This is a genomic window from Rhizobium sp. RU36D, from assembly GCF_900176345.1.
Lineage (GTDB): Bacteria > Pseudomonadota > Alphaproteobacteria > Rhizobiales > Rhizobiaceae > Allorhizobium.
Map to the genome: position 1 here is coordinate 20,957 of NZ_FWXU01000037.1, position 12,219 is coordinate 33,175.

Sequence of the window (12,219 nt, forward strand, 5' to 3'; positions counted from 1 at the left end):
ATAGAGATAGAGCATTTTGCCATTCGGCCGAAAGCGGAAATGCGCTACAGCAACGAGAGCGGTCCCTGCCGGACCGGATTCGGCTGAGGTTGGGAGAGCAGGGCATGAGCGTCGAAGATCGGATGGAAGAACGGGCGATCGAAGACGAGGCGGTGCGCCACGCGCGGCTACAGTTCCTGCCATGGGAGCGTGAGCCCCAGGATGTCGATGGCCCGGCCCAGAGGACGCTCAAGGCCAAGCTTGCCCGGCTTGCCGGAGCGGAATTTGCGCCGTCCGCCTATGTCGCGGCAGACGCCCGGATCTTCACCTCACACCTGCGGCTTGGCGAAAGGTCGTGGATTGCCGGCCACGCGCTCGTGCGCGGCGAGGTCGAGTTCGGAGATAACTGCACGGTCAATTCCTATGCCTGCATCTCCGGCAAGGTCCGCTGCGGCAATGGCGTGCGTATTGCCTCGCTGTCCTCGATCGTCGGCTTCAATCACGGCTTCGATGATCCGGATACGCCGATCTACCGGCAGCCTCATGTCACGCTGGGCATTACCATCGGCGATGATGTCTGGATCGGCGCCAATTCCGTGGTGCTGGATGGCGTCACCATCGGTCGTGGGGCCGTGGTCGCTGCAGGCTCGGTCGTCACCCGCGATGTGCCCGACATGACCATCGTTGCCGGCGTGCCTGCCAAGCCCGTGCGCCGCCGGGGCGAGAGCGGAAAACCACGCCAGAACCGCCGCAGCGCGGTCGAGGAGGCATTGAGCCGGGTCGGCCACGATGCTGCGGAGCAGTGGCAGGACGTTTTGGCCGCCTATCGCACCTCTGCGGGCTATGTCTCGCGGGAGGCCGATGGCGTGGCCCGCGCCAGCCCGCGGCATCTCTGCGATGCAATCGAGATCGGCGCCGGTTTCGGCCATAGGCCTTCGGGCCAGGAGGCTGAAACCCTAGTGGCTGAGTTGCAGGCCCTGCAGGATCCGCAAACCGGCTTCTTTCCCGATCCGGATCGCCCGCCGGCGCCCGGCAGCGACATCAGGGAAGACTATACCGCGCTCTATCATGTGCTCGCCGTTGGCTATGCGCTGGAGATTCTGGGTTCGCACCCGTTGCATCCTATAAAGGGCGTGGAGCTTGCGGCCCCTGATCTCTGCGACTGGCTGGACCGCCTTCCCTGGGCCAAGCGCGCCTGGCGCTCGGGCGATCGCGTGGATGCCATCGGCACGGCGCTTTATTTCAACGCCCGCTATTTCCAGAGTGGTCGCGGACGCGAAGTCCTGTTCGGCTGGCTCTCGATGAAGGCGGACCGTGCCACGGGCCTGTGGGGCAGGGCGACCGCTGAAGAGGGTTTGCTGCAGCCGGTAAACGGCTTCTATCGACTGACACGCGGCACCTATGCCCAGTTTGGCGTGCCGGTGCCCTATCCGCAGGCGGCTATCGACTCCGTGCTGTTGAACCATCGCAACTACAAGGGTTTTTCCGGCGCCACCTACAATGCCTGCAATCTTCTCGACACGATCCATCCGCTCTGGCTCTGTTTGAAACAGACGGATCATCGCCGTGCGGAGGCAGAGGCCCTGGCCGAAGGCGTCATCCTCAGTGCGGTCGACCGCTGGCAGCCCGGCCAGGGCTTCGGCTTCGCCGATGGGCAGGCGCCGAGCCTGCAGGGCACGGAGATGTGGCTCTCGACCCTGCATCTGGCCGCCGATATCCTCGGCCTCGCCGATCGCTTCCCCTTTATTCCCCAAGGGGTCCATCGCACCCGCCCCGCCGGTCTCGGACTGTAGGGTTTCCCGAAGCCGGGTCACGAGCAGGTGCGTGCGGTCACGGACGAAGATTTCGGCTTTTCCAGACCCCAGTTTTGATTGGGTGTGGCTCCCATTTCCAGCACCAGCTCGCCGCCGGAGGTGATCTCGTCGTGCGTGAGCCAAGCCCTTTCCAGCGGCTTTCCATTCAAGCTTGCCTTCTGGATGAAATGCGCAGCATCGCTCAGGCCGCGGGCTTCTATCGTAAACACCTTCCCGCTATCGAAGGTCAGCCGCGATTGCGGGAAGATCGGTGATGTCAGCGTATAGAGCGGTTCGCCGACGAGGCTGGGATAGATGCCGAGTGCGCTCAGCGCAAACCAGCTGGACATTGTGCCGGCATCGTCGTCCATTTCAGGAACGAAACCCCGCGGGGAATCCTGGAAAGCCATGCCGCGCCAAGGCTTTTGCCTCTTCTCGTGGGTTCCGTACCAATGGTCCATCTCCTGCGTGGCGTAGCGGAACGTGATGTCCTGCGTCCGCCAGGGCCGGCCCAGATAGGCGAAGAGATAGGGAACCTGGATGTCAGGCTGGTTGGCAATGTTGAAGTAGCCCTGGTTGAAGAATTCCTCGAGCTGGTTGACCAGCGCGTCCCCACCACCCACGGCCTGCCGGATCCATTCGATATCGTGTGGGACGAACCAGCGATACTGCCAGATCGTACCTTCATAAAGACCGGGCAGATCCACTTTGTCCGCCGAGCCATGATCGACGGACTTGAAGTTCGCGTTCCAGACGTCGCGATACTCGACGGAGCGACGCCAATGGTGGATCGCCAGGTCCTGATCCCCCAGATCGCAGGCGAGTTCGGCGACGGCCCAATGCTGATAGGCCGCTTCCAGGGACTGGAAGATCTTGCCCTCGCCATAGGCTGACGCTTCGGCGCCGGCATATGGCAGGCTTCGCCGTGCCGTTTCGACATCCAAGGCACCCTTTCTAAATCCATCGAGCAGAACCACCGGCGCAAATTCGGTGCGTACCGTCAGTCCCGGCTCGTTGGCGGTCGCCCAGGGCTGCTTGCCTTGGCTATAGAGGTCCGCGAGCGACCGGGTCATATCCCTGGAACGCGTGGGGTCGAGAAGGTTCAGCAAGGGTTGCTGCGTTCTGAACGTATCCCACAGCGACCAACCGAAATATTGGTCACCGACGGATGCGACTTGCAGATTTCCATCCGAGCCACGATAGGAACGTCCCTTGCGGGCGACAAAATATGGCATCTGCATCGCATGGTAGAGCGCTGTGTAGAGCCTGCGCTTGCGTTTGGGATCGCCTTCAACCTGCACGCGCCCGAGCTCCCTTTCCCATGCGGCGGCAGCCAGCTTGACCAGGGATTCGAACGACTGGCGGCTCTGCAAAGCGGCGTGGGCGCGTGCTTCCATCTGCCCGATGCTGGACAAGCCGACGCTGACGACCAGTTGCTCCCCAGCATTCATATCGAAAACGGCCACAGCCTTGGCGTCATTCGTTGTCCAGCTGACCGGCGCACGCGACAACACGGCGCTGGCATGCACCTTGTATGCCCCGAAGTCGCAAACCGTCGTCGCGCTGCTGAACCCGTCGATATAGTCGCCTTTGGCGGCGGTGATGCCCGATGGCCGCGGTTTGGAATGGGCATGCCCGAAGTCGAACAGGATCTGCACTCTGCCAGTCTTGGTGAACGTATAGCGATGAACGCCTGCCTCCGCCGTCGCAGTCAGTTCCGCCAGAATGGATGGGGAGCCATAGGAAACGCTGTAATAGCCAGGGCTCGCCTTCTCCGCGGACTTGTCCATGGTCGGTTGCGCATCATTCACGTAACTTGGCCGTACAAGAAGCACGCCACCCGAGCCCTCGCACCCCACGCCTTGGCTGCGGGTATGTGAAAAGCCGATCAGGCTGTTGCTTTCAAAATCATACCCGGAATGGGGCTTCGGTGCTTTGGCATCGGCCTCATCGGTCGCCGTATCTGGCCCAAGCTTGACCATTCCGTATGGCAAGGTTGCTGCGGGAGACAGCTGACCATGATCTCCAGCTGTTCCGATAAAGGGATCGACAAACGTTACTATTTCGGATGTGCGCGTATTTATAAAAAGGCTTAAAATTACCAGGACGGAAACTACCAAGACTGCCGCAAGGCTGAGAACAAGCCGTCTATTCAGTCGAATTTTCATAGGATTCCCAATCGTGATAGACTTTGGAATATTCAGCCATGCCATGCTTTGCAAAAACAAAAATGGCCCTCAAAATTTCCACTCTTCGATATCAACGGGATTGCAGCAGTTCCACAAGGTATCTTAGCGGTCTGTTCAAAAATGATTTGCCGTTCAATCGGGATTGTTGTGCGCCATTTACACCTGTTCTTGAGGAGGCATCATCCATCGGCTTGTCCGCCTCGCCCTCCGTCTCGCGCGGCATATGTGGTGTCTTCTGCCAGAAGAAGGGGCGGAACCTCAGCTCTAACAGCGCTCGCCAGCCGGCCCAGGAAATCATCAGCCAATAGAGCGGAATGGCGCACCAGCGCCGGCCGATCAAGGCGCGCTCATGGCCAATCATGGCCGTGGCGCCGAGGATGAAGAAGGCCGCGTAGCTGCCAAGGATATTGGCAATATCGATGCCGAGCAGCACGATCTGGCTGAGCGGCACCGTATCATCAGGCCGCTCAGCCATCGCGATCACCGCCGATGTCACGAACACAAAGAGCAGGGGATGGCAGAGCGCCGACATCAGCATGCCGCCGATCAGCAGCTGGAACGCGACGAAGCCGCCGGGGCCCATCTGCCGCAATGCCATGGCCGGATCGCGCATCACCACCAGCCAGGTCTGGAACCACCCCTTCAGCCAGCGCGTCCGCTGGCCGATCCAAATTTTCATCTCGGTCGGGGCATCCTCCAAGGTCTGTCGGCTCAAAACACCGGTGCGATACCCCTGCCGATAGAGGCGCAGCCCCAGATCGGCATCCTCGGTCACATTATAAGGGTCCCATCCGCCGACTGCGTTCAGAACCGAGACGCGGAAGTGGTTTGATGTTCCCCCAAGCGGCAGTGGCAGATGAAATCGTGCCAGCGCCGGCAGGAGCCGCCGAAACAGTCCGGCATACTCAAGCGCAAAGACGGCCGAGATCCAGGAGCTGCCGCCATTCGCGATCACGAGCGGGGCCTGCAGGCAGGCAAGCTCCGGCCCCGCCCTGGAAAACCGCTGATGCGCCTCCAGCAACTGGTCTGGATGGGGTCGGTCCTCGGCGTCATAGACCGCGAGATAGGTGCCGCGGGCGCCGGCCATCGCATAGTTCAGCGCCTTGGGTTTGGTGCGCGGATGCATCGGCGGAACGCGCACGATCTCGATATGCGGCCCGGGCTGTTGCCGTTCGATCGCGGCGATGGTCTCGGGGTCGTCGGCCTCGCAGACCAGCTTGATATCGAGGAGGCTGAGTGGCCAGTTGAGCCGGTTGAGCGCGGTCATCAGTTGCGGCACCACGCCGGCCTCCCGATAGAGCGCCACCAGCACGGTATAGACCGGAAGCCGGCTTTCCACCGCCGTTAGGTCCCGCCGTATCGGTCTGGCGCGCGGATGCAGCGCCGCCATCAGCCGAAGCAGGGTGCAGGCGAGGAAGAACAGCGACAGCACCACATGCAGCGCAAGCGCGGTCATCAGCGGCGCCATCAGCACGGCGCCGATCAGCAGACCGCAGAATAGGCCGATATGAAAGCCTTGGCCGCCGGACATCACGATCCGGGCGGATTGCGCCGGGCGGTCCTCGAACAGCGCCCGCACGCCGTGTCGCACGCGCCGGTCCGCTCCCGCTGCCCAGCTTGCCCGGCGGATTGCCGTGGGCGAAGCGATGGCCAGCGCGTCCCGCAGGCTGGGCAGGTGCTCCAGGCGCTCCGTCAGCTGCGGCAGCCGCTCGGCCTCCGGGCAGATCACGGTTATCGGAGGGCCGTTGCCGTTGGAAAGGCGCAGCATCGTCGGACGCTGCAATTGCGTATCGAGGCAGAACTGGCCGATGATCCGTTCCGGTCCGATCTCGCCGAGAAAAGGCAGGTCCACCAGCCGCGCCATGGCCTCGTAATAGGCATCCTCCTGCACCGCGCCGGAGGCCAGCAATTCCTGTTCCACCGAGGTGCCATGGGCGCGAGCCCGCTCGGCCATGTCCCGGATCAGTGGCTTGGCCAGTCCCAACTCGCGCAGGATGATGGTTTCTGTACCTATGCCATCGGGCAGGGGGCCGCTCGCCGCTTGGCCGGCGCCGGATCTGTTACGCTGCGCACTAAGACCCGCCCCGGACGCCGCCTTTGGCGGCGCGCCGTGTTTCCCGACCTGCATGACTCTGATACACCGTCACCAGGAAGATGACGCCCCAGATGATCCCCGGCAGGCAGTATAATGAGAAACAAGATTTATTCATCCCTGGATTCATGGGGGCGGAACCTCATCGCGGGCATGTTGTCGCTGGCATCGGTGCTGGTGTCAGGCCCGGCTGTCGCCCAGCCGGCCGGTGTCGGCGAGGTGCCGGTGCTGTTCGATGCGCGCGAGCGCCTGCCGCGCCCTGACCTTTCGGCGCTGATCCGGCTGCGCTTCCTGACGACGACGGATTTCGCCCCCTTCAACTTCACCGACCAGACCGGCCGGCTTGCCGGCTTTCATATCGACCTTGTCCGCGCTATCTGCGCGGAGCTGCAGATCGAGGCGAAATGCCAGATCCAGGCCATGCCCTATGGCGATCTGCAGCCAGCGCTGTCGAGCGGCCAGGGGGAGGCGGTCATCGCCGGCATTGCCGTCACGGACCAGTTGCGCCGCGAGTTTCTGTTTTCGCGGCCCTATATGCTGTTGCCGGCCCGCTTCGTGCGGCTGAATGGCGTGAGCTTCGATGGTTCTGATGCCAATGCCCTGTCCGGCCGCCCCGTCGGCGTGGTCGGCGGCACGGCGCACGAGGCCATGCTCAAGAGCTTTTTCCCGCAGATCCGGGCCGTGGCGTTTTCCAGCCGCACGGCGATGCTGGAGGGCCTGCGCAAGCGCGAGGTGGAAGCCGTCTTCGCCGATGCGCTGCAATTGTCTTTCTGGGCCAACAGCCCAGCCTCGGAAAACTGCTGCGCCCTGTTCGACGGCCCCTATATGTCCGAGCGATTTCTCGGCGAAGGCCTCACCATCATGATGCGCCGGCAGGATTCGGCGCTTGCTGAGGCCCTCGACAGCGCCCTTGCGGCGCTGTCGCGAAACGGCAGGCTGCAGGAAATCTACCTGCGATATTTCCCCTACGGCCTGTTCTGAGCGGCAGCGCCGACGCGAGGATCGTCAGACTCGGCGATAGCGCGCAATCGCGCTACGCTCGATGGCGGCGCAGGTCAGCTTGTCCAGCTGCAGCCGGTCGCGCAGCAGCTGCAGCAGGCGGATTTCCTCCGGCCGCACATTGAGGTCCACGGCCGTGATCTCGACGGCCAGCGCATAGGCGGTGTCGTAATGGCTCGGCGGCAGCGCGTCGCGGATGATCTCCAGCGTGATATCAAGCCCCTCGGGACCGGCCAGCAGATCGGCGCAGCGCTGCGAGGCTGGGATCAGATCGTCCTTGTCGAAGCCCTCGAAGACCGGCAGCACATCGAGCAACTGGCCGATGCGCTTCAACTCCTTCTCGTTCATCTGGCTGTCGACGGCCGAGGCCATCACCATCGTGAAGATCAGCGCGTCATGGGGGGTGATCGGGGCGTTCATGGCGTCCTTGGTCCGTTCTTGGGTCATCACTGTTGCACTACTGTTTCATTGTCCCTTGCTGTATGAACTGCGCGGCCGTTTTTCAAGGCGCGCCGTCAGATGCGACGGGGGAATCTGCAGCCGTATCCGGACCCCCGTTGCGGGGATCGTCGCCGAACAGGCCGCGCCTGAGGGTCCTTGCCTCCGCCGACAGCGGTTCGAGCGATGACCCTGCCTCCGCCTCCGCCCAGCCGCTTTGGGCAAGCCAAGTCGCCATGTCGATGCCCGCCACTTCGCAACGCGCCACCGCCTCGCCGTCCCAGTCGGCGCCGGGCAGGTCGCAATCCACGGAGCGGTTGCGGATGAAGAGCCGCTGATGCGTGCGCGCCAACCGGCCGCAGGGCCAGCTCCCGCCATCAACAGTGGGACAGGTCTTGTCTTCGCCGGTGGGCGTCAGGCCGGCAAGCCGCAATCGGCGCGTCCCGAACGCCATCACGCCGGCTTCGATCGTCTGCGGCCTGGCCAGGCGAAGCCAGGGCGCTCTTTTCTCTTCCAGGGGCGTCAGCGCCTCGCGCGGGTCGATGCGCTCCAGCCCGCCGTCACCGGCGGCAAAGGGAGCGGAGAAAAGCTCGGGGCTGATGGCGCGCACGGGTTTCCGCTCCAACATCGCGGGTTTTCGGTCCGCCGATACCGCCATCTCTGGCGCCGGGGCGTCCCTGGCTTCGCCGTCATCAAGAGTACGAAGGCGATCCCCGGCGGCTAGCACACCAAGGCTCCAGCAGGCGATCCCCGCAAGGCCGCAAACAAGGATATGCAGCCGCATAGGGAAATTATCCTACTGGCTGGCCCAGATGATCCGGGCGATCCATTCCACCTGTGCCATGTCGAGATTGCGGTTGGGATGTTCGGGGTTGAGCGACAGCAGTTCTATGCCCTTGGGGGTCTGGCGTGTCAGCACCTTGGCCATCACCTCGCCGTCCCGGGTCTTCACCACCACCCTGTCCCCGCGGCGCACCTGCGCGCCCGGCTCCACGATCAGCACATCGCCATCGCGATAGAGCGGCATCATGCTCTCGCCCTGCACCTCAAGCGCATAGACCCCGGCCTTGCGCTCGGGCGAGGCAGGAAACTCCACGAGATCCCAACCCTGGCCGGCGGGAAATCCACCATCGTCGAAAAAGCCGCCGGAGCCCGCCTGAGCAAAACCCAGCAGCGGGATGGAGCCGGATTGCGGCGGAAACGCGCCATCCGGCATGTGCATGCCCTTGGGCCCCGACTGGATAAAGCCCATGAACTGGTCGATCGTCGCCCCGGTCGCCTCCAGCACCTTGGCGATGGATTCGGTCGAGGGCCAGCGCATCCGCCCGTCAGGGCCGATCCGCTTGGATTTGTTGAACGAGGTCGGATCGAGCCCCGCCCGGCGGGCAAGACCAGACGGCGTCAGCTGGTGTCGCTCCGCCAGCTTGTCGATTGCGCTCCAGATCGTCTCGTGTGACAGCATCACCGTCCGTCCCCGCAGCGCAGCGCGGTGGAAACCACGCACGGACACGCCGCAACACCTTGAACCTATACCCGTCGCATCGGAGGAAACCCTCTGCGCCAGCGGCACTGGAGCGCGCCTTGCAGGCATGGCCCGCCCGCCCCAATCCGTACCTTATCCAAGCAGCACAGCCGAGTAAAGCACAATTAAGGAATAAAATCCTGTCTTTTTGAGGGGTCAGTCCAGGCTTGCCTCAAGCCACCATGGCCATGTTGATCTTGCCGAGCTGGATCACCGCCTGGGTGCGGCTGTCGACATTGAGCTTCAGCAGGATGGCCGACACATGGGCCTTGATGGTCGCCTCGGAGACGCCGAGTTCATAGGCGATCTGCTTGTTGAGCAGGCCTTCGCCCAGCATGCCGAGCACGCGGCTTTGCTGCGGCGTCAGTGTTCTCAGCCGGTTGATCAGGTCTGCTACATCGGGATCCTGTTCCACGCCGCCTTGATAACCATCCGGCGCATAGATGTCGCCTTCCAGCACGCTCTGTATGCCCGACCGGATTTCATCAATGCCGGAAGATTTGGAAATGAAGCCGGAAGCACCGAGTTCGAGCGCCCGGCGGATCGTGGTGGAATCGTCCGTTGCCGAGATGATGGCAATCGGCAGGCTGGCAAACTCCGCCCTCAGCGCCATCAGCCCGGAAAAGCCGCTGACCCCCGGCATGGCAAGGTCCAGCAGCATCAGGTCCGCATCGGGATGGCTGGCGGCTGCCCGGCGGGCCGCCTCGAAATCCCCCGCCTCGATGATATCAAGCGTCGCGTCCATGCCACCCACGGCCTGGCGCAGCGCCCCGCGAAACAGGGGATGGTCGTCTGCGATGATGATTGTGTGTGCCGTCATGTCTCGCCCCCTCCCAAGGGCCCCCTCCCGAGGTCATGTCGTGCCGTCGCGCTCAGCGGCGTTTTCAATTTATCCGCCGTTGCACATATATACAATAGTCCAAGGCCAGGACTCAGATCAGGAGGGTTTCGAGGGTTCTTTTCGCTAGGATCGGTTCGGCACAGGCTCTTCCGACGACTGTTTGCCTTCAAATTCCTGCACCATGCCGAAGAAGCTGCGCATGAAGCGTTCCATGATGCCGATCGAGCGGTCGATCTCTTCGTCCGTCGGCGCCTTTGATATCCCGCTTGCCGTCGTCGCTTCGAGCGCCGCAATTCGCTTCTCCAGCCGCTGCAACTCATCCTCGAAGGCGCTTCGCTCGTCCGCGCCCATGCGACAGGTCAGCGTTCCCTCCTTTTCCCGGCACAGGCTCATCTCGCCTGTCTGGGTGTCGAGCCGCACGAAGTCGTCGCCGTTGCGCTCCATCTGGTAGCGGCCGGTCTCCTGGGCGGCAGCGCCCTGAAGTCCCAGCAAGAGGGCGGTCAGTGCGATTGGCATCAGTTTGGTCAGTCTCATCCTGTCCTCCAAAACAATGGGCCGGTCCGGGCGCTTTAGGACTTTCATCCGTGGACAAAAGCCGCCATTTGCGGCAAAGCCGCCGCATCGCTGCTGTTCACGAGAAGGAGCCGGCCGATGGTCAGCACAGTCTACAAGATCCTGGATGAGAAATTATGGCAGAAGGCGCGGGAAGATGGCGTCTTTCGCGGTGCCGGCATCGATCTTGCGGATGGCTATATCCATTTGTCCACCGCCGCCCAGGCAGTGGAGACCGCACGGCTGTATTTCGCGGGCGTCGACAATCTGGTTCTGGTCGCGGTGGATGCCGCCGCCCTTGGGACCGCGCTGCGCTTCGAGGCCTCGCGCGGCGGCGCCCTTTTCCCGCATCTTTATGGCGACCTGCCGCTCGACGCCGTGCTCTGGGTAAAGCCGCTGCCGCGCGGCGCCGACGGCGCGCATGTCTTTCCCGACGAGGTCGCCCGCCCGGAGGATGGCCAATGACCGGCCCGCTCGACAGCCTCGCCCGCCGTGGCCTCTTTCTCTTCGATCCGGAAACCGCCCATGGCCTGTCGATTGCGGCGTTGAAGTCCGGGCTCCTGCCCGCCTGCCGTCTTGCCGCCGATCCCAGTCTGAAGGTGGAGGTGGCGGGCCTAACCTTCGCCAATCCGCTCGGCATGGCCGCCGGCTATGACAAGAATGCCGAGGTGCCGGATGCACTGCTGAAGCTCGGCTTCGGCTTCACCGAAATCGGCACCGTCACGCCGCTGCCGCAGTCCGGCAACCCGCGCCCGCGCATATTCCGGCTCACCGCCGACAATGCCGTCATCAACCGGCTCGGCTTTAACAATGAAGGCCATGATGCCGCCTTCGCCCGGCTTTCCGCGCGCCAATCTCGCGGCATCGTCGGGGTCAATATCGGCGCCAATAAGGATAGCGCCGATCGCATCGCAGATTACGTCCTGGGCATCCGCCGCTTCCATGCGCTGACCAGCTATTTCACGGTCAACATTTCCTCGCCCAACACGCCGGGCCTGCGCGATCTCCAGGCGCGCGAAAGTCTGGCCGCCCTGTTGTCCGCTGTTCTGGCCGCACGCGACGATCTCGCGAAATCGGCGCCCCGCCGCCCGGTCTTCCTGAAGATCTCGCCCGACCTGACGGAGGAGGGGCTGGATGACATCGCCGCTGAAGCGCTAGCGCATGATTTGGACGGCCTGATCGTCTCCAACACCACCCTGTCACGCGATGGCCTGAGCGACCGCAGCCAGGCAGACCAAGCCGGCGGCCTTTCCGGGCGGCCTCTATTTGCCCGCTCGACAGCAGTCCTTGCCCGCATGCGCAAACGCGTCGGCCCCGCCATGCCGATCATCGGCGTCGGCGGGGTCTCCTCGGCTGAGACACTGCTGGAGAAGGTGCGGGCCGGGGCCGACCTGGTGCAGCTCTATTCATGCATGGTCTATGAAGGCCCGGGGCTTCCCGCCCGCATCCTCCGCGACCTCGGCCCGCTGCTCGACCGCGAAAAGGCGACATCGATCCGGGATGTTAGGGATTCGCGGCTGGACCACTGGCTGGCCCAAGCGATCTGACCGGCTGACTGGCTTCAGATCTGTTCCAAGGTCATGCTGGTGAACCCCCCTCTACCTTGCCAGGCATCTCCCCCTCAAGGGGGGAGATCGACTCGGGGCGACGCCTTGCTTCTGTCAAACCCCGGTGCGTCTGATCGTAGATGGCACACTGCGGCTGCTCCGGCCGATCTCTCCCCTTGAGGGACTGTTGCAAAATTCGGCTGATGTGATTCAGTTGGTTTGCAGCGATTTGAGGGGATTTGATGTCTGTTCGACGGGATGGCCAGT

General features: G+C 63.3%; 11 protein-coding genes. 4 read left to right on the forward strand and 7 right to left on the reverse strand.

Features of this window, described 5'->3' with window-relative positions; all coding sequences use genetic code 11:
- Nucleotides 1-104: 104 nt before the first annotated feature.
- Nucleotides 105-1,772, forward strand: a complete 1,668-nt coding sequence (locus B9A97_RS27335; RefSeq protein WP_084369001.1) for an acyltransferase — start codon at nucleotides 105-107, stop codon at nucleotides 1,770-1,772.
- A gap of 17 nt (nucleotides 1,773-1,789) precedes the next feature.
- Here B9A97_RS27335 and B9A97_RS27340 read toward each other — a convergent pair whose 3' ends face one another.
- Nucleotides 1,790-3,985: a glycoside hydrolase domain-containing protein gene (locus tag B9A97_RS27340; RefSeq protein ID WP_084369002.1), complete on the reverse strand. Its 2,196-nt coding sequence runs from the start codon at nucleotides 3,983-3,985 to the stop codon at nucleotides 1,790-1,792.
- A 46-nt stretch (nucleotides 3,986-4,031) separates the two neighbouring features.
- Nucleotides 4,032-6,089: a glycosyltransferase family 2 protein gene (locus B9A97_RS27345; protein ID WP_084369003.1), complete on the reverse strand. Its 2,058-nt coding sequence runs from the start codon at nucleotides 6,087-6,089 to the stop codon at nucleotides 4,032-4,034.
- A 60-nt stretch (nucleotides 6,090-6,149) separates the two neighbouring features.
- Between B9A97_RS27345 and B9A97_RS27350 the strand changes: the two genes are divergently transcribed.
- A complete protein-coding gene (locus tag B9A97_RS27350) occupies nucleotides 6,150-7,034 on the forward strand; it encodes a transporter substrate-binding domain-containing protein (protein ID WP_084369004.1) in 885 nt (294 codons plus the stop codon).
- Between the two features lie 24 nt (nucleotides 7,035-7,058).
- On the opposite strand, the gene B9A97_RS27355 is transcribed toward B9A97_RS27350, so the two are convergent.
- The 5 genes from B9A97_RS27355 to B9A97_RS27375 form a co-directional block, all read right to left on the reverse strand.
- The gene (locus B9A97_RS27355) at nucleotides 7,059-7,472 is read right to left on the reverse strand and encodes a tellurite resistance TerB family protein (RefSeq protein ID WP_084369013.1); all 414 of its coding nucleotides are present in this window, start codon (nucleotides 7,470-7,472) and stop codon (nucleotides 7,059-7,061) included.
- Nucleotides 7,473-7,554: 82 nt separating this feature from the next.
- Entirely contained in the window at nucleotides 7,555-8,100 is a 546-nt protein-coding gene (locus B9A97_RS27360) for a thermonuclease family protein (protein ID WP_143530744.1), read from the reverse strand.
- Nucleotides 8,101-8,286: 186 nt separating this feature from the next.
- Nucleotides 8,287-8,952 (reverse strand): S24 family peptidase, encoded by a 666-nt coding sequence (locus B9A97_RS27365; RefSeq protein ID WP_084369006.1) that lies wholly within the window; start codon nucleotides 8,950-8,952, stop codon nucleotides 8,287-8,289.
- A 232-nt stretch (nucleotides 8,953-9,184) separates the two neighbouring features.
- The gene (locus B9A97_RS27370; protein ID WP_084369007.1) at nucleotides 9,185-9,832 is read right to left on the reverse strand and encodes a response regulator; all 648 of its coding nucleotides are present in this window, start codon (nucleotides 9,830-9,832) and stop codon (nucleotides 9,185-9,187) included.
- A gap of 144 nt (nucleotides 9,833-9,976) precedes the next feature.
- A complete protein-coding gene (locus B9A97_RS27375) occupies nucleotides 9,977-10,387 on the reverse strand; it encodes a hypothetical protein (RefSeq protein WP_084369008.1) in 411 nt (136 codons plus the stop codon).
- Between the two features lie 117 nt (nucleotides 10,388-10,504).
- Here B9A97_RS27375 and B9A97_RS27380 point away from each other — a divergent pair, with 117 nt between their 5' ends.
- Both B9A97_RS27380 and B9A97_RS27385 read left to right on the forward strand, forming a co-directional pair.
- Complete coding sequence (locus B9A97_RS27380) at nucleotides 10,505-10,870, forward strand: DUF952 domain-containing protein (RefSeq protein ID WP_084369009.1); 366 nt, start codon at nucleotides 10,505-10,507, stop codon at nucleotides 10,868-10,870.
- Nucleotides 10,867-11,952, forward strand: coding sequence for a quinone-dependent dihydroorotate dehydrogenase (locus B9A97_RS27385; protein ID WP_084369010.1), 1,086 nt, complete (start codon nucleotides 10,867-10,869; stop codon nucleotides 11,950-11,952). The genes B9A97_RS27380 and B9A97_RS27385 overlap by 4 nt, the downstream gene beginning before the upstream one ends.
- Nucleotides 11,953-12,219: the final 267 nt, after the last annotated feature.

Bases quoted from the DNA above. Each gene is read 5' to 3' on its own strand.
- B9A97_RS27335 (WP_084369001.1), top strand. From the start codon at position 105: ATGAGCGTCGAAGATCGGATGGAAGAACGGGCGATCGAAGACGAGGCG.
- B9A97_RS27340 (WP_084369002.1), bottom strand. From the start codon at position 3,985: ATGGCATGGCTGAATATTCCAAAGTCTATCACGATTGGGAATCCTATG.
- B9A97_RS27345 (WP_084369003.1), bottom strand. From the start codon at position 6,089: ATGCAGGTCGGGAAACACGGCGCGCCGCCAAAGGCGGCGTCCGGGGCG.
- B9A97_RS27350 (WP_084369004.1), top strand. From the start codon at position 6,150: ATGAGAAACAAGATTTATTCATCCCTGGATTCATGGGGGCGGAACCTC.
- B9A97_RS27355 (WP_084369013.1), bottom strand. From the start codon at position 7,472: ATGAACGCCCCGATCACCCCCCATGACGCGCTGATCTTCACGATGGTG.
- B9A97_RS27365 (WP_084369006.1), bottom strand. From the start codon at position 8,952: ATGCTGTCACACGAGACGATCTGGAGCGCAATCGACAAGCTGGCGGAG.
- B9A97_RS27370 (WP_084369007.1), bottom strand. From the start codon at position 9,832: ATGACGGCACACACAATCATCATCGCAGACGACCATCCCCTGTTTCGC.
- B9A97_RS27375 (WP_084369008.1), bottom strand. From the start codon at position 10,387: ATGAGACTGACCAAACTGATGCCAATCGCACTGACCGCCCTCTTGCTG.
- B9A97_RS27380 (WP_084369009.1), top strand. From the start codon at position 10,505: ATGGTCAGCACAGTCTACAAGATCCTGGATGAGAAATTATGGCAGAAG.
- B9A97_RS27385 (WP_084369010.1), top strand. From the start codon at position 10,867: ATGACCGGCCCGCTCGACAGCCTCGCCCGCCGTGGCCTCTTTCTCTTC.